Below are 18,100 nucleotides of genomic sequence, written 5' to 3' on the forward strand. Positions count from 1 at the left end.
AATATGCTATAATTTTTTAGTCTTTGTTTATAATTTATTAGGGTGCTAAATGTTAAAAGGTATCAGTAAGGTTTTTGTAGCTGGGTTTGCATTAGCGATGGTAAGTCCAGTTTTCTCGATGGAAATATATACTGTTAAGTCAAATGATTATCTATACAAAATTGCAAAAAATCACGTAGTAACAGGTGTAAGTACATCTGATCTAACAGATGCTATTAAAGGTATTAATAAATCTGAGATACTAGGGATTATTGATAATAGGATAAAAATTGGTGATAAGCTTGCTATTCCAACTACAAAGGCTGAGGTTGAGGATGGTTTAACACTGATGAGAAGTCAGATAATTCAAAGCTCATATCAACAATCTAGCAGCGATGCAACATCGCAACAACCTAGTTCATCTGGTGCTAATCTTGGTGAGAATACAGCAGTTACTAATGATGCTTATGATAGTTCAACTCCAAGTTTAGTAAGTCAAGATAAAGTTCCGGTACTAATCCCTACTGATTATAATAGTGCTCCAGAGACTTATAAAAGTAACCTAGATACTCAAATAAGCTCGGATAATATTCAAGAAACAGCTTCTTATGAGCAACACTTAACACAATATTCGAATGTTTGGGGATCATTATTTAGATTTATTATTTATGTCATAATATTAGCTGTAGTTGTTATTGTTGGCAAAAGATTTTGGGAAACTAGAAGTTCAAGAAAAGAGCAAGAACTTGAGCTTATATCAAAAAAGAAAAGAGATCATCTGATGTCGCGAATATCTCCAGTTGTTTCGGATAATGAGTTCTATAGATCTGATAAGGCTAATAATAGCCCACAAGAAGAATTTGATTTCTTTGGAACTGCAAAAACATTTAGATCACATACAACTGCTATTGATGAAGAAACTCAATCACATCAAGAATTTGAAGATGCTTTTGAGCGATCTTCTCAGAATGAACAAGATTTATTTGCTGAAAGAGATAAAAATATTATTGTCAAAACTGAGAAAGGTGTGGTTTTTGAGACAAATACAGATGACACACTTATCAACCCTACAGACGGTGATACTAAAGTTGAAGAAATAGATTCACAGCAGCAAGCAGAGCAAGAGCTACAATACATAAATGAACTTATTGAACAATTCTTAGATAGTGAAAAGTATGTTGAGGCTAGTATCACGATCCAGGATTTATTAGAAAAAGATCCAAATAATATTGATTTACGCTATAAGCTTTTAGAAGTCTATGCTCTTGTAGGTGATGAAATAGCTTTTGAAGGCGAGGTTCATTTTATTAAGTCTAAAAATATTGTCAGCATGTTTGATCCATTACATCAAAAAATTGCTAAACTTAGAGATAAATATTTTGAGTGATTATTTGCTTAATTAAATTTTTTAGAGATAAAGATGTTTTTCAAGAAAAAAAAGAATACAAAAATTGACTCATCTATAGAAAGAGTACAAGAACAAGAGAATAAAAAAGGATTATTTTCCCGACTTCAAGCTGGTCTATCAAAAACAGCAAATAAGTTTGGTAGGGGCTTAAGTAATATACTCATGGGCCAAAAAATTGTCGATGAAGAGCTTTTAGAAGATATTGAGATGCAACTATTGACAGCAGATGTGGGTGTTGAAGCAACCAATGGGATAGTTGCGTATTTGCGCGATAAGGTTGCTAGAAATGAGTTACAAACAGCTGATAAGCTTAATGAAATAATCCAAGAAAAACTCACAGAAATAATTTTACCTTGTGAGAAACTACTACAAGTTGATACACAAAAAACACCTTTTGTGATATTAGTTGTAGGGGTTAATGGTGTTGGTAAAACAACAACAATAGGTAAACTCACAAAGAAACTACAATCACAGGGCAAATCAGTAATTTTAGCTGCTGGTGATACTTTTAGAGCTGCTGCAGTCGAGCAGCTTCGCGAGTGGGGTAATAGAAATAGTACTCGAGTTGTTTATCAATATGAAGGAGCAGATAGTGCTTCGGTTATCTATGATGCTATAAGCTCAGCTAAATCAAAAGGAATAGATGTTGTGATTGCTGATACAGCAGGTAGATTACACAATAAAGATAATCTTATGCAGGAGCTTAAAAAAATCGTCAAAGTTATCAAAAAAACTGATGAGACAGCACCACATGAAATTATGCTTGTTGTTGATGCAACAACTGGGGGCAATACGTTAAGCCAAGCAGAGGCATTTAATCAAATTGTCAACCTGACTGGTATAACAATTACTAAGCTTGATGGCACAGCAAAAGGCGGTGCTGTATTTTCAATCGCTAAAAAACTTGGTTTACCACTTAGATTTATAGGCGTAGGTGAAAAAATTGATGACCTACAAGTCTTTAATGCTAGGGATTTCACTAGTGCGTTGTTTAATTCTAATGATTAACACTACAAACTAATTTCTAAAACTTAGCACTATCTGAATATTTTTTGTTAAAATATTGTTTATCTAAGTTATATAAAATATAAATTTCTAATGTCTAATTATGACTTTGTCTTGGGATTAAATCTAGAGCAGCAAAAAGCAACACTACTAGATGATTGTAATGCTTTGATTCTCGCTGGTGCTGGTAGTGGTAAAACAAAGGTTTTGACATCACGCATAGCATATCTTTGTCGTGATAAAGGCGTATCTATTGAGAATATTCTTGCTGTAACATTTACCAATAAAGCAGCAAAGGAGATCCAACAGCGCGTTGAAAAGATGCTGGGGATTTCTACATTTGGTATGTGGATAGGTACTTTTCATGGTATCGCACATAGATTGTTGCGTAAACATGCCCATGAACTTGGCTTGGATAAAAACTTTAGGATACTTGATCAAGATGAGCAAGCACAGTTGATCAAAAAAGTAATTAATAGCCTAGAGCTTGATGATAAAAAATATCCGCCTAAATTATTGCAGAATTTTATCAACAAACAAAAAGATAAAGCTATCCGCAGTAATAAGCTTGCTAAGCAATATGATGCTAATTTTAGTCATATTTATACTGCTTATGAAGAGAGACTTCAGCTAGATAATGCTTTGGACTTTGCAGACTTGCTTTTACATCTTTACGAGCTTTTTTCTCTTAATCAAAAGCTTAGAGAATATTATCAAAACAAATTTAAATATATTTTGATCGATGAGTTTCAGGACACTAACCATGTTCAATACATGTGGCTAAAGCTACTTGTAACTGATAATAACTATATGATGGCAGTTGGAGACGATGATCAGTCAATATATGGTTGGCGTGGTGCTGTCGTGGATAATATCTATAACTATGTAAAAGATCTCAAAAATGTTGAGATTATAAAACTAGAGCAAAACTATCGTTCAACGAAAAATATCCTAAAAGTAGCTAATTCAGTAATCAAAAATAATGATAATAGAATGTCAAAGAAGCTGTGGTCAGTAGCTGAAGATGGCGAAAAGGTAGAGCTTTATTGTGCTGTTAATGAGCGTGATGAAGCAAAATATATTATAGATAAAATTCGCCAGCTGCATAATGAGGGTGTTGATTATAGCGATATAGCTATTTTATATCGTTCAAATTATTTATCTCGTGTCCTAGAGGAGAGTTGTATTTACTCAAGTATTCCATATAGGATTTATGGAGGTTTTAGATTTTTTGATAGAGCTGAGATTAAGGATGCTTTAGCATACCTAAGGTTAGCTATTACTAATAGTGATAATTTGGCATTTGAGAGAATTATTAATACACCAACGCGTGGAATTGGTAATAAGACATTAGAGACAATTAGAAATTATGCGCAAATTAATTTATTGCCATATTGGCAAGCTACTTTAGATATTATCCAAAAAGAGCTTGTAACCAAAAAAACAGCAAGTTTGCTTTTAAAGTTTATTGAATTAATTAATGATATTTCTGCACAAATAAGTCAATACAGCTTAGATAAACTCTTAGAATTAGTAATAAATCAAAGTGGGCTTTTAGTATCTTATCAAGAGAAAAATAGTGAAAAGGATCGCCAAAAGATTGATAACTTAAAAGAATTAATAAGTGCTGCTAAAGATTTTGAGCCTCAAATAGAATTACTTGATGATAATACTGATATACTACAAGATTTTTTATCATTTACTGTTTTAGAAGCCGGTGAAATGCAAGCGGATGAGACTACAGATAGTGTTCAGTTAATGACTATTCATGCGTCAAAAGGTTTAGAGTTTCGTTATGTGTTTTTAGTTGCTGCAGAAGAAGGTGTCTTTCCACCAAGTTCAATTGTTAACTCTGAAGAAGTATTTGATAATACAAACTCTAAAAAAATACAGGATAAACTCGCTGAAGAGCGCCGTCTTTTTTATGTGGCAATAACAAGAGCTATGAAAGCCTTAACTATAAGTCATGCACAAGTACGCAATATATTTGGTCGTAGTAGTTTGCAGGTTAAGTCACGCTTTGTTGCAGAGATAGACTCTCAGCATCTTAATCAAGGTAAACTAGAATTTACAGCAGCTAAGCCTAAAACTAAACAAAAAGCAAATTTTGGAATGTCGCCTTTTGATTTTCTTAAATCAAATAACACTACTAATAGCTTTAAACCAGGTGATAAAGTATTTCATAAAGTTTTTGGCAAAGGAGTATTTATAAAAGCGCAAGCACAAGGGACAAAAGAGTTTTATACTGTAGATTTTGGCGTAGATGTTGGTCAGAAAATACTGTTAGCAGATATCGCAAACTTAGTTAAGATTTAATATTTTTGACCATATTTTTCATAACGATAAACGCTAAAGTTAAAACAACAACAAATACTGAAGTTATACTTGTATTTGCTTGGACATTAAAATGATCGCCACTATTAATAGCTAAACCAGCACCAAGTTGACTAATCTCTATAACTAAAGTTATTAGTATATTTGTAATAGCAATACCTACAGCAGCAAAGCTTGGTAGACATATTTTATTAAAGTAATACCAAACTAAAACTTGTGAGACAGAAAATGTGCCAAATAAAAAAGCTATGATTATTGCATAATTTTTTTAACATTTGTGCATTTATTCAATATTGATACTAACAAAATACCAATTTTTGAAATAGCAATAATTTTTTTATCGTTGAATTTATTACAAAGATAAGTCATAATTGGCGAAAAAATAATTTACCCAACAAAAATATCAGTTATTATGGTTGTTGAGTAGATACTATCAAAACCATAATATATGTTTAAAATATAGTACACCGTATTGTGATGTTAATATAGCTGTTGGCGTATAGAGTAATCCAGCCCAAATCGCATTTTCCAGATTCAACTATTTTTGATTAGTTGTTTGTCTTTACTGAGAATTTCACTAAATTTTAGCATTAATGTTGCAGAGTATTTTCCTGTGGGATGATAATCTGAAATAGTATCGCTAAAGGTATAGACTATAACTCCAGAGTAGATAAAAATATTTATCTAAGAAGTATCATAATGAGAAATTATAACGCTAATGTTTTGTGAGAATGCTGCTGGGTGCCCAAAGATATTACTAAACTTGTGATAATCGGAAAATACTTTAACTCAAAGTTTTCTAAAGTTAGTTTTAGTACACCAATAAAAGCAAATAATGAACCTAATCCTACTAAGAGTCTACCAAATAGATCTAACTCATAGACACCTGAGACAAAAATTACATTACCAATAATACCACACAATAAAGTAGCACTAATAAGTACTTTTTACTACCAAATTTATCAAGTAGTACTCCAGCGGAGATTTGCATTAAAATGATAAGTAATGTTATAGCTTGATACTAAGAAAGAAAATCCTATATATGTGTTGATAGATGAAAATGCTAAACTATATGTTCTTGATATACACCTGTTAGGGTCCTTAGAAAGAATTCGTAGCAGTAAAAGCTAATACCAACAACTAGAATCAACAAAAGTTTAAATTTTTGCATATTAAGTATAAGTGAATAATTTCTATAACTTAATTTATCGTTTTAGAAAAAGATTGTCTAATTAACTTTTTTAATAGTATAAATACTTATGAATTGAGTATAATATTTTTATGACTATAAAAAATTATTTATTATGAAAAAGCACCTTTAATCTTATGCTTTTTGTTACCATTATATAATATTCTAATTTTGTTACTGTTAAAGATACATATGAACAAGCAGAGTGCCAAAAGGAGATTAGACAGCAAAACTTTCAAGAAGCTTTTCAGAAATGTTCATCTTTAGCGCAGCAGGGGGGTTCTGTTGGAGAGTTTCTTATAGCACTTCTATATAAATTAATGGTCAAGGCGTTCAAAAATCTAAAAAAGAAGTGTTTGAGTATTTTCAAAAATCTGCAAGTTAAAGGAAATGCAGATGCTATTAGACAGCTAGGCATGATATATGTTAATGTTGAGTATGTGAAAAAAGATGAATTTAAAGGAATACAACTTATCAGATATAGATAATATGGAAAAAATCCTATAAATACTAGGATACTTAATGCTTATGAAAATATTTAACAATTAAAAAAGAAAAAGCAGTTGATAAAGTTATAGTATATAACTATTTCAGAGAAAACATGTTCGGAAATTGGAGGAAAATATCAGCGAGGTTATACTTTCCCTGGAGAAAAATGGCCTAACATATGTACTGGTGAAGAGAGCAATGTTTTATCAACAATTGATCAGGCGTTACATTATGAGGAGAATAGTAACTTTGTTAAGAAAACTTTAAATATGGATATTTACTATATCCGAAGGCTCTTTTAAAAAATTAGTTAATAATATTTATTAAGACATATAGTGAATTGAATTCATGCACTAAAAGCATAGTTTTTTATATAACTAAGGCTTTCTTCAAAGCCATACTTGATATTTATTATGATATACTTAAATAGTAATTTCAGAGAGGTGTGTATGAAATTTGTTTGGGGTTGTATTTTTTTAGTTGGTTTCTCGAGTGTTTATGCAGATAACAACTTTAACCCTCGAACTGGTATATATTATATCACTGCTAATAATTTCTTTTATCGTCCAAGTAACGAAAGAGGTAATGAAGTTATTGATAGGGAAAATACCTCAGAATTCTCAGATAGAATATCAGGTAGTGCTATTAATATCAATGATTCGCTTGTTTTTGATGCATATACAAGCTCAACTAGTCTGATAGCGCAAGGATCAATGGGCGATCTCAAAGATACAAAGTTTTATACCCAAGAAATAAAATTAGTTAAAAAGTTATGGAATGATAAACTTGAGCTTTATGGTGGAACAGTTTTAGGAGCAAATCCATATCAGTTGAATAATATAAATTCGGCTTATGATCCTGGTTCTAGAATAGCTGCTTTTGCAAGTGGACGTACAGGTGCTAAATATAATGTTTCAAGTAACTTTGGTTTATTGGTTGAAGGACAGTATAATCTCACAGGTGAAATGGCTGACAATACTGATATGTTTACTGGCTTTAATGGTGCACAATATCGTAATTCGACATTAGTAAAGACTGGATTTGAGTGGAATTTCTAGTATAGATAAATAAACTTTTAGGATTGTATAATTGATTGATGATTAAGGTTATTTATAACTAATTGATTAGTTGGTAGCTAAGAAATTATTTATATTTACATATAAGGGCTTTTGGAGCATAATTTTGAAATATTAAAACACATTTTCAGTTACTCTATGCAAAAAGTTACTAAAGCTGGTTTTATTATATGGTTTATATGTGCATTCTTTTATGCTCTAGAATTTATCATTAGAGCATCAGGAAACTCTTTATATAACGATTTCTCGATTGCACCATATAACCTTAGTCCCGAGCAAATCAGTGTACTAAGTTCAGTATTTTATTGGGCTTATGTAGCGTCTCAACTTCCAGCAGGAATTTTGATTGACAAATTTGGTGTAAAAAAGATTATGCTAGTAAGTACTTTGCTATTTTCTATTGGTGTTTTTATTGCTACAAGAGCGACATCGCAAGAGTATCTAATTGTATATAGAGTTTTAGCCGGTGTTGGTGGTGGTTTTGCATTTTTATCGGCATTGAAATCTATTGCAATATGGTTACCAAAAAGAACATTTCCATTATTTACCAGTGCTACGCAAATGCTAATGTATGTTGCGGGTACCTTAACAGGTTTACCATTAGTTATTTTGGCAAATCATTTTAGTATCCAAGTGATTATGTCAGCGATATTAGTCGTTTCAATCTTGCTATTTTTAAATGTGATATTCTTTATACCAGCAGTTGAACCACATAATCAAAAAGATACTGATGAGTTAGCAGATACACATACAAAGATAGAAGATATTCCGATTGTATTTAAAATCAAACAGATTCTGTTAAATGGTTTCTTCTGTTTTACTATTTATGGGACAACGGCTATTTTTGCTGATTTATGGAGTTATAGATTTTTAAATTTAGATGGATATTCGGTACATTATGCAGGTCTTGCTTCATCAATGATATTTATTGGTATTGCTATATTTAGTCCACTTTGGGGAGTTATCGCGACACTTTTAAATAAGCAAAAATCTTTACTTACTTTAGCTTCAATCTTAGGGTTGTGTATAGTTATTGTGATTATATATATGCATGTTAATCCAATAATAATGTGCATACTATGTATATTATGGGGCGGTATGCAAGCTGTGCATGTGCTTAACTTCACGATTTTGCGTATGCATATAAGCCCATTATATATCGCAACAGGTATCGCAGCTGTAAATTTTTTTATCCCGCTTAGTGGTGCTGTGTTACAGCCGTTTGTTGGTTTTATTGTATCTCTACTAGAGAGTTACGGCTTTGAGCAGCTTATAGCATTTAAGTATGCTTTATTCATTTTGCCAGTATTAATGTTACTATCAATAATTTTATCTCTTTTTATTAAAGAGAAAAAAAACTAAAATATTCTTTAACGATATACAATTTGTATTAATTTTTAAAAAAGGAACATCTATTATGTCAAAAGATTTCATCTTAGCTGTAGATCAAGGTACAACAAGTTCACGAGCAATTATTTTTGATAAAAAAGGTAATATAAAAAAGATTGCTCAAAAAGAATTTACACAAATATATCCTAAAAGTGGTTGGGTAGAACATGATGCTATGGAAATATGGGGAACTCAAAGTGGTGTAATGCGTGAAGCACTGGAATTTGGTCGTATCAAGCCAGATCAAATTGCGGCGATAGGTATCACAAATCAGCGTGAAACAGTTGTGGTTTGGGAAAAAGAAACAGGCGACCCTATCTATAATGCCATAGTATGGCAATGTCGTCGTACTTCGAGTATTTGTGATGAAATCAAGCAAGATCCTGAATTTGTCAAATATATCAAAGAAAATACCGGCCTAGTTGTTGATGCATATTTTTCGGGCACTAAAGTAAAATGGATTTTAGATAATGTTGAGGGTGCTAGAGAAAAAGCAAATGCTGGGAAATTGCTAATGGGCACTATAGATACTTGGTTGATTTGGAATTTAACTCGCGGCAAAGTGCATGCAACAGACTATAGTAATGCCTCGCGCACAATGCTATTTAATATTAACACCTTAAAATGGGATAAAAAAATTCTTGATTACTTAGATATTCCTAAATCAATGTTGCCGCAGGTTAAAAACTCAAGTGAGGTTTTTGGGGTTACAGATAGTCATACTTTAGGTGGTGCTGAGATTCCTATTGCAGGTGTTGCGGGAGATCAGCATGCGGCATTATTTGGTCATTGCTGTTTTGAAAAAGGTATGGCAAAAAATACTTATGGTACTGGTTGTTTTGCGCTAATGAATGTTGGTGATAAGCCAGTATTTTCTGATGCTGGGCTTTTGACAACTATTGCATGGGCAGAAAATGGTAAGCCAACTTATGCTTTAGAGGGTAGTGTCTTTATAGCTGGAGCTGTTATTCAGTGGATTCGTGATGGTTTAGGGCTGATACGTTCTGCTGAGGATAGTGAGTACTACGCTACTAAGATTAATTCCACAAATGGTGTATATTTAGTGCCTGCATTTGTTGGCTTGGGTACACCATATTGGGATATGTATGCTCGTGCCACTATAGTGGGTATTACTCGTGATACAAGGCGTGAGCATATTATACGTGCAGCATTAGAGGCTATAGCATATCAGGCAAAAGATGTTTTAGAATGTATGAAAAAGGATACAGGACTTAACCTTGCTGGTTTGCGTGTTGATGGTGGTGCGGTACAAAATAACTTCCTAATGCAGTTTCAATCTGATATTTTGCAGTCTGAAATCTCAAAACCAAAAATAAATGAAATCACTGGTTTAGGAGCTGTTTTCCTAGCTGGTTTAGCAATAGGTTTTTGGAAAGACAAACAGGAGTTGAAATCTATTCTTACAACTGAAAAAGTTTTTGAGCCGCAGAAAGACTCTCAAACTGTTGCTCATGACTATAAAGGTTGGAAGAAGGCAGTAGAAAGAAGTAAAGCATGGGTAGAATAAAAAATGCACAATAATTACGATATTATAATAATTGGTGGTGGCGCAACTGGCTTTGGTTGTGCTATTGAGGCAGTTTCTCGAGGTTACCAAACTCTGATTTTAGAAGCGAGTGATTTTGGTAAAGGAACCTCTTCGAAGTCAACAAAACTGATTCATGGTGGTTTAAGATATTTAGAGAATTTTGACTTTGCTTTAGTTAAAGAAGGTCTTGAAGAGAGATTCTCTTTTTTACATAATGCGCCACATCTGACACATAAACAATCTTATCTTATTCCAACACGTAGCTATTTTGAGACTATTAAATATACTATTGGTGTTAAGCTTTATGAGTTTTTATCAGGTAAATATAAGATTGGCAAAAGTTATAATCTAAATAAACAACAAACGCTTAAAGAGCTCCCTAATATAGATGCCGCAAAACTAAAAAAAAGCTTAGTTTACTACGATGGGCAGTTTGATGATACTCGCCTTTTGATCTCTTTGATGAAAACTTTTGAGGCAAATGGTAGTACAGCGCTTAATTATCATCAAGTTGAAAAAATATATAGCTCAACTAATTCAAAATTAGATACTGTTAAGGTTATTGATGTTTTAAACGGTGAGTACAAAGAATTCACAGCTAAACATATAATCAATGCTACAGGTACATTTAGTGATAAAACTATAAGTCTGGCAAATCAGCAAGATGCACATAACTATGTTTCTGTCGCACAGGGAACCCATATTGTTTTTGCTAGGGATAAGTTTCCAACTGAACATGCGATTTTGATACCTGAGACTGAGGATGGTCGCGTATTGTTTATCTTGCCATGGCATAATCACCTAATAGTTGGTACTACTGATATTAAAAAAGAAACACCAAGTCTTGAGCCGAAAGCTGATAAATCGGAGATAGACTTTATATTAGAGACTTTCAACCAATATGCTAAAGACAAAGCAACTATTGCAGATATTAAATCAGTTTACTGTGGTCAGCGTCCTTTAGTAACTCCAAGAAAAGCTAAAAATTCTGCGAAAATATCGCGTAAGCATGAAATTGTTGAGTCAAAAGATGGCTTAATTACGGTTGTTGGAGGTAAGTGGACTATTTTTAGAAGAATGGGTCAAGATACTCTTGATTATATTGAAACTAAGAAAATTGCACTAAAAACCTCAAAAACATCAGATCAATTACTTATCGACGCTATTGAACCTAAAGAAAGTTATCCACTAAAAGTTTATGGCAAAAATGCTAAAGATATCAAAAATATTCAAAATGAGCTTAATAATTTTGAACTTTTAGCTAGAGGTTTGCCATACTATCAAGCAGAAGTTATATATCACGTTAGACATGAAAAAGCTAAAACTGTTGAAGATGTCCTTGCGCGTCGAACTAGAGCAGCATTTTTTGATATCAAAACAAGTATTGATGCCGCGCCAATAGTAGCTAGGCTTATGGCAAAAGAGCTTGGTAAAGATCAAGCTTGGCAAAACCAGGAAATTGAAAGTTTCATAGAGTTTTCTAAAAACTTTAATGTTGAAGAGTTGTATAAGTAGAGGAAGTTTATGTTAACAGCATGTATTGCAGAAGTAATAGGCACAATGTTACTTATCCTTTTGGGTAACGGTGTTGTTGCTGGTGTAGTTTTGAATAAGACAAAAGCACATAATGGTGGCTGGATAGTTATTACATTTGCTTGGGGGTCTTGCTGTTTTTATCGGTGTGTTAGTTGCTAGACCTATTAGTGGTGCGCATATTAATCCTGCTGTGACATTAGCTCTAGCTCTTGCGGGTAAGTTTTCATGGGCTTAGGTGTTACCATTTATCATAAGCCATATTATAGGAGCTATGCTTGGTCAACTATTAGTTTGGATTATGTATTACCCACATTATTCAGCTACTGATAATCCTGAGCTAAAACTAGCAACTTGCTGTACATCACCGGCAATTAAGCATTTTCCAGCAAATTTTGCCAGTGAAGTAATAGGAACATTTGTTCTAGTTTTAGCTATTTTGACTATGCATGGGGTTGTTGTTCAGGTTGGTAATCATAATATAATTACAGCCTATCCAATTTATATGGGAGCTTTAGGAGGTATTCCCGTGGCATTTGTGGTTGTTGTAATTGGTATGTCTTTAGGTGGAACTACAGGCTATGCAATCAATCCAGCTAGAAATTTTGGTGCAAGACTATTTTATGCTATTATGCCAATAAAAGGAAAAGGTTCTTCACAATGGAGTTATGCTTGGATACCAGTAGTTGGCCCTATGTGTGGAAGTGTAATTGCTACAGCTTTTTATCTATTACTAAAGGCAGAGGGGTTTTTTAGAGTAATGTGTGAAATAACTTTTATACCGCTACTTGCAGATGATGTTCTGAGGTTGTTTATTTCTTTTATTTTATTCTTATGTTGCGTGATTCTAAGTTATATTTTTGCTAGGAAAAAGCCTTGGGATATTGCTTTTTGGATTTGTTTTTCAATATTTTTATTTATCTTAGGTGGTTATAGTTATAGTTATAGTTATGGTTATGTTATTAATCGTATCTATCTGGAAAATACTTTTTCATATGATGGTTTTATTTCTGGAGCTGCTTTTATAACAGTTTGTGGACTGTTATTTTCAAGAAGAAGGTATGTTGATTTTGCTAATACCTTTGTAAGTAAAAATACAGCTATTTTATTTGCAACTTTTCTTGTTTTTGCTTCCATTTATATTTTAACGATAAGATATAATTTAGGTTGTGTTGAAGAGCTTCATCAGTTTTTTATAGATGCATTACAGATAGTTATTTATCCTTTGTTATTTTTGTTTGCTATCTCAGCTTTTTTATATAGATTTGCCATATGTTTATCTGCGTTTGCTGTAAGTATGGCTTTATTTATAATAGAAAATATTTTACTTATATTTCATGCAATAGTAGCTCATGATCAATATGATATAATATTTGAAGAGTTATTGTTTGCGATTATATCTATAGTCTTAAGTATCATATCGGTGTATATGCTCACTAGAGCAAAAAGGATATATAAGGAAAATAAAGATGTTTGATAAGGTAATTAATGGTAGTTCATTTTTTTGTTAACCTTTTGGTTGTTGTTGTTATTTTGGTTGTCGGTCTCTGGATATCTAAACATATAAAGTCTTTTGTGTATAACTTGTTGAAAGAATATGACAAAACAGTATCACAATTTTTAGCTAGTCTAGTTTATACAATATTTTTAGTGCTTGTGGTTGTGATTGTTTTGGCGAAGTTGGGTGTGCCGATATCCCCTGTTACAGGCGTTCTAACGGGTATAGTTTTTGGTATCTCAATGTCACTAAAGACGTCTTATAATGCTATTGCCTCTGGTATCATGTTGATATTTAGTAAGCCTTTTGAAGTTGGTGAAAAAGTCGATTTGGGTGGTGTCGAAGGTACTGTTAAATCAATAGGTTTTTTATATACTAAGCTTGATGATAACGATGGTAATGAAATTGTAATTTCAAATAGTATTGTTATGTCTAAAGTAATTACTAGGTTTACTCAAGCAGATAAATAAACGCAAAAAAGCTTCTTTCTTCAGAGAAACTCTATTTACCTAATGGTCAAAAGATAGTTCTCAACCAGCAACAATTAGAAGCGGTAACTCAAATAAATGAATTTCTCAAAAGTGAAGATTGTTATTTTTTGTTATCAGGTTTTACTGGTACTAGCAAAACTACTGTGTTAAAAAAAATTCTCAATGAATATCCTAAAAGCTATAGTATCTGCCCCTACACGTAAAGCCAATGCTATTATATCCCAAGTAATAGCTACACAAGGCTATACTATTCACTCGTTGTTAGGTTTGCAACCAGATAAATTTAGAAGATTTTAATCCAAATGATCCAGTGTTTGGACAGATCAAAAAAAGCGACTATCTGAAACTATAATCTTGTTGTCATAGATGAAGCAAGTATGGTAAATGCAGCGCTCTTTGAGCTTAAAAATAGCTATGATCTAACAAAGTTGATGCGTCAGGCAAAAGTGATAATCCATTAGCACCATTAAGCTAACAACTTCACCAAATCAATAATGAATTACCAGAATTTTTAATTTAAAAGCAAACTCTTAAGTAAAGCAGCAGGGGAATACTTTTTGTAAATTCAAACCAAGAGTTCCGTGAGAAATTAACCGAAGCATTTGGTTCTAGTTACGCAAAAACTGATCCGAATTATGCTAAATTGATAGCTTGGCGTAAAAAACTATGATGCAATCAAATCGGATCATCAGAGATTTGGTGTTTGGTGAGGATGTAAGACTTATTGAAAAAGATAATATATTAACAGATTATCGAGCGATAAAAGCTAATTCAAAAGAAGTTTTTCTGATAAATAACTGTATAGATTATAAAGTGGTGGATGTATCTGAAAGGCAAAAGAACACAAATGGATTATATGGTTATACAGTGAGTATTTTAGAAAAAGCAAAAATATTTAAAGTTTTCAATGAGAAATATATTTTTGTGATAGATTCTCAAGATGAAACTAATTTGCATGGCTATGCAGAAATACATGATAACTTATTGGCAATTGCAAGATCTGATAAATTATTGAATACATATTACGAATTTCGTAAAAATAACCTATTGTTGATTGATATTTAATAGCTACCGTAATGGTAGACCTAGATCTAAGAACAATTTATTAAAAAGGATCTTGATTATGGTTTTGCTGTTACAGCGCATAAGGCACAAGGTTCAACGATAATAAGGTATTTGTACTACTTTAAAGGATATTCAGTTAAATACAAATATCAGTGAAAGAAATCAGATCCTTTATGTTGTAATGACTAGAGCAAAAAATTATCAATAGTTTTATTTATATTTAGGCATAGTAGGATAAGAATAGTTTTTTTATAAAACACTATTGTATATATGCGAAAGGTAAACAATAAGTGTAAAAAAGCTTGATTTTTAGTCAAATAAACTTTATAGTTACCTAAAAGTTTTAGGGGAGGGATTCCCGAGCGGCCAAAGGGATCAGACTGTAAATCTGACGGCTCAGCCTTCGCAGGTTCGAATCCTGCTCCCTCCACCATGCGGGTGTAGTTCAATGGTAGAACTCCGGCCTTCCAAGCCGATAGCGTGGGTTCGATTCCCATCACCCGCTCCACCTTAAACTATTTTATAAAATATATAAGCTCGCATGGCTCAGGTGGTAGAGCACTCCCTTGGTAAGGGAGAGGTCACCAGTTCAAGTCTGGTTGTGAGCACCATATTTAAAGTTTTTTGTTTTTTGTTGAAAAAAATGGAGTAAAAAATGACTAAAGAAAAATTTGAGCGTTCGAAGCCGCACGTAAACGTAGGTACAATCGGTCACGTTGACCATGGTAAGACTACTCTTACTGCAGCTATTACAAAAGTTATGGCTGAGAAAAACGGTGGTTCAGCACGTAACTTTGATGAGATCGATAGTGCACCAGAAGAAAAAGCGCGTGGTATTACTATCAATACTTCTCATGTTGAGTATGAGTCTTCTAATAGACACTATGCTCATGTTGACTGTCCAGGTCACGCTGACTATGTCAAGAATATGATTACTGGAGCTGCTCAGATGGATGGAGCTATTCTTGTATGTTCTGCTGCTGATGGTCCTATGCCTCAAACTCGTGAGCACATACTACTTTCTCGTCAAGTTGGTGTACCTAAGATCGTTGTTTTCTTAAACAAGTGTGACATGGTAGATGACGAAGAGTTATTAGAATTAGTTGAGATGGAAGTTCGTGAGCTTCTTGATCAGTACGAGTTCCTTGGTGACGATACTCCAGTAGTTATGGGTTCTGCACTTAAAGCTATTGAAGGTGAAGAGCAATATGTTGAGAAGATTGTTGAGCTAGTTCAAGCTATGGATGACTATATACCAGCTCCAGAGCGTGATACTGAGAAGCCATTCATTCTTCCAATTGAAGATGTATTCTCAATATCTGGTCGTGGTACTGTTGTAACAGGTCGTATTGAGCGTGGTGTTATAAACGTTGGTGATGAAGTTGAAGTTGTTGGTATCCGCCCAACTCAAAAAACTACTGTAACTGGTGTTGAAATGTTCCGTAAACTTCTAGATAGAGGGGAAGCTGGTGATAACGTTGGTATCCTAGTTCGTGGTCTTAAGAGAGATGACGTTGAGCGAGGACAAGTATTATGTAAGCCAGGTTCAATTAAACCACATACTAAGTTTGAAGCTGAAGTTTATGTATTATCTAAAGAAGAAGGTGGTAGACATACTCCTTTCTTCAAAGGGTATAGACCTCAGTTCTACTTCCGTACTACAGACATTACTGGAGCAGTTGAGCTTCCAGAGGGTGTAGAAATGGTTATGCCTGGTGATAACGTTAAGATGACTATTACTCTAATCAATCCAATCGCGATGGACGAAGGTTTACGGTTCGCAATCCGTGAGGGTGGTAGAACAGTAGGTGCTGGTGTTGTTACTAGAATTATTGAGTAATTGATAGTTACTAGTATTTAGGTCAGTAGTTCAACTGGTAGAGCAGCGGTCTCCAAAACCGCAAGTTGGGGGTTCGAGTCCCTCCTGGCCTGCCACATAATTAAGGCAGTGTTGTAATTTTTGCAGCACTGCCTTTTTTATTTTCTTGATATTATATTCTCTGTATGTTATTTTATAGGCTACATTTATAATTTCCCTGTGTATAAAGTTACTTTTTTGAAGGATTGTTTTGTGAAAAAGAATCAAGGTTTTAATAATAACAAAGTATGGATAAGTGGAGCTATAAAGACCACTGAAGTTAAGAAAATCTCTAAATCTAACAATTTAATGTTATGGTTGGCTGTGGTGACAATCATTGTTTTAGGTGTTGCTGCTACAATGTATTCGGATGTTTTAGGTGATAGTTATAGTACTTATAATACATCTTTAGCAGTGATTGTTGTACTACTTGCTGTTGTTGTGGCTAGGTTTACAAACCAGGGACGTAGTTTCTGGGCATTTTTCCAAGCTTCAAGACTTGAGTTGGCAAAAGTTGTGTGGCCTACACGTAAGGAGACAATGACTATCTCTGTGATGGTGATAGTTGTGGTAATGATTTTTGCACTGATAATATCTTTATTTGGTGTTATATTTGAAAATTTTATTCAGTATTTTCTGAGTTAATAAAGGGATATAAAATATGCTTTGGTACGTTGTGCAGGTGCACTCAGGTTACGAAAAGAGAGTGAAAACTCAGCTTGAAGAAAATATAGAAATAGCTGGATTGAAAAATAACTTTGGTAGGATTCTTGTTCCTACTGAAAATGTGGTTGAGATGAAAGGTGGTCAAAAGCGTAAGAGTGAAAGAAAATATTTCCCAGGTTATATTTTGATTGAGGTAGATCTAACTACTGATGCTTGGAACCTTGTTAAATCAGTTCCACGTGTTTTAACAGTGATTGGTTCTAAGGGTAAGCCAATACCTTTGAGTAAACTAGAGGTAGAAAGAATACTTGAATTTGTCGAAGGAAGTAAATCTACTATAGAACCAAGATTAAGAAAAACTTATCATGTTGGTGAGGTCGTGCGAGTTCTAGAAGGACCATTTAACGACTTTACTGGTGTTATTGAAGAAGTTAACTATGAGAAGTCAAGATTAAGGATTGCAGTGTCTATTTTTGGTAGATCTACACCTGTTGAGCTTGAATTTTCACAAGTTGAAAAAGAGTTTTAGTATTAAGTTAAGATATTGGGGAGCTTATATTGGTTTATAAGT

11 protein-coding genes, 4 tRNA genes and 4 pseudogenes are annotated in these 18,100 nt (G+C 33.3%); 18 read left to right on the forward strand and 1 reads right to left on the reverse strand.

From position 1 onward, the window contains the following. Positions 1 to 49 precede the first annotated feature (49 nt). From C9379_RS06180 to C9379_RS06190, 3 genes are all read left to right on the forward strand, one after another. Positions 50 to 1,366, forward strand: a complete 1,317-nt coding sequence (locus C9379_RS06180) for a LysM peptidoglycan-binding domain-containing protein (protein WP_143385331.1) — start codon at positions 50 to 52, stop codon at positions 1,364 to 1,366. A gap of 33 nt (positions 1,367 to 1,399) precedes the next feature. Then, complete coding sequence (ftsY, locus tag C9379_RS06185; RefSeq protein WP_143385332.1) at positions 1,400 to 2,395, forward strand: signal recognition particle-docking protein FtsY; 996 nt, start codon at positions 1,400 to 1,402, stop codon at positions 2,393 to 2,395. Positions 2,396 to 2,485: 90 nt separating this feature from the next. Next, a complete protein-coding gene (locus C9379_RS06190; RefSeq protein WP_143385333.1) occupies positions 2,486 to 4,708 on the forward strand; it encodes a UvrD-helicase domain-containing protein in 2,223 nt (740 codons plus the stop codon). On the opposite strand, the pseudogene C9379_RS06195 reads toward C9379_RS06190, so the two are convergent. Next, positions 4,698 to 5,897 (reverse strand): annotated as a pseudogene (locus tag C9379_RS06195) (MFS transporter). The gene C9379_RS06190 and the pseudogene C9379_RS06195 overlap by 11 nt on opposite strands. A gap of 956 nt (positions 5,898 to 6,853) precedes the next feature. Here C9379_RS06195 and C9379_RS06200 point away from each other — a divergent pair. The 15 genes and pseudogenes from C9379_RS06200 (at position 6,854) to nusG (ending at position 18,058) form a co-directional block, all read left to right on the forward strand. Further along, complete coding sequence (locus tag C9379_RS06200) at positions 6,854 to 7,462, forward strand: hypothetical protein (protein WP_143385334.1); 609 nt, start codon at positions 6,854 to 6,856, stop codon at positions 7,460 to 7,462. 156 nt (positions 7,463 to 7,618) lie between these two features. Then, positions 7,619 to 8,842: an MFS transporter gene (locus tag C9379_RS06205; protein WP_143385335.1), complete on the forward strand. Its 1,224-nt coding sequence runs from the start codon at positions 7,619 to 7,621 to the stop codon at positions 8,840 to 8,842. A gap of 55 nt (positions 8,843 to 8,897) precedes the next feature. Next, positions 8,898 to 10,397, forward strand: a complete 1,500-nt coding sequence (gene glpK, locus C9379_RS06210; RefSeq protein WP_143385336.1) for a glycerol kinase GlpK — start codon at positions 8,898 to 8,900, stop codon at positions 10,395 to 10,397. Positions 10,398 to 10,400: 3 nt separating this feature from the next. Then, entirely contained in the window at positions 10,401 to 11,933 is a 1,533-nt protein-coding gene (locus C9379_RS06215; RefSeq protein WP_143385337.1) for a glycerol-3-phosphate dehydrogenase/oxidase, read from the forward strand. A gap of 9 nt (positions 11,934 to 11,942) precedes the next feature. Then, positions 11,943 to 12,705: pseudogene (locus C9379_RS06220) on the forward strand (MIP/aquaporin family protein); the annotation flags it as partial. A gap of 6 nt (positions 12,706 to 12,711) precedes the next feature. Then, on the forward strand, positions 12,712 to 13,428 hold the full coding sequence (locus C9379_RS06225) for a hypothetical protein (protein WP_318263489.1): 717 nt from the start codon (positions 12,712 to 12,714) through the stop codon (positions 13,426 to 13,428). Beyond that, a pseudogene (locus C9379_RS06230) lies at positions 13,421 to 13,919 on the forward strand (mechanosensitive ion channel domain-containing protein). Before C9379_RS06225 ends, C9379_RS06230 begins: the two are co-directional and overlap by 8 nt. Then, positions 13,916 to 15,260, forward strand: a pseudogene (locus tag C9379_RS06235) (AAA family ATPase). The pseudogenes C9379_RS06230 and C9379_RS06235 overlap by 4 nt, the downstream one beginning before the upstream one ends. 93 nt (positions 15,261 to 15,353) lie before the next feature. Next, a tRNA-Tyr gene (locus tag C9379_RS06240) sits at positions 15,354 to 15,438 on the forward strand. A 1-nt stretch (position 15,439) separates the two neighbouring features. Then, positions 15,440 to 15,513: transfer RNA gene (locus C9379_RS06245), tRNA-Gly, on the forward strand. 27 nt (positions 15,514 to 15,540) lie between these two features. Next, positions 15,541 to 15,616, forward strand: a tRNA-Thr gene (locus C9379_RS06250). A 44-nt stretch (positions 15,617 to 15,660) separates the two neighbouring features. Continuing rightward, positions 15,661 to 16,845, forward strand: coding sequence for an elongation factor Tu (gene tuf / locus C9379_RS06255; RefSeq protein WP_143385338.1), 1,185 nt, complete (start codon positions 15,661 to 15,663; stop codon positions 16,843 to 16,845). A gap of 19 nt (positions 16,846 to 16,864) precedes the next feature. After that, positions 16,865 to 16,940, forward strand: a tRNA-Trp gene (locus C9379_RS06260). Positions 16,941 to 17,028: 88 nt separating this feature from the next. After that, complete coding sequence (secE, locus tag C9379_RS06265) at positions 17,029 to 17,508, forward strand: preprotein translocase subunit SecE (protein ID WP_318263490.1); 480 nt, start codon at positions 17,029 to 17,031, stop codon at positions 17,506 to 17,508. A 16-nt stretch (positions 17,509 to 17,524) separates the two neighbouring features. Continuing rightward, complete coding sequence (nusG, locus tag C9379_RS06270; protein WP_143385340.1) at positions 17,525 to 18,058, forward strand: transcription termination/antitermination protein NusG; 534 nt, start codon at positions 17,525 to 17,527, stop codon at positions 18,056 to 18,058. The last annotated feature ends 42 nt before the right edge of the window (positions 18,059 to 18,100 follow it).

It is taken from the genome of Francisella-like endosymbiont, from assembly GCF_003069505.1.
Lineage (GTDB): Bacteria > Pseudomonadota > Gammaproteobacteria > Francisellales > Francisellaceae > Francisella.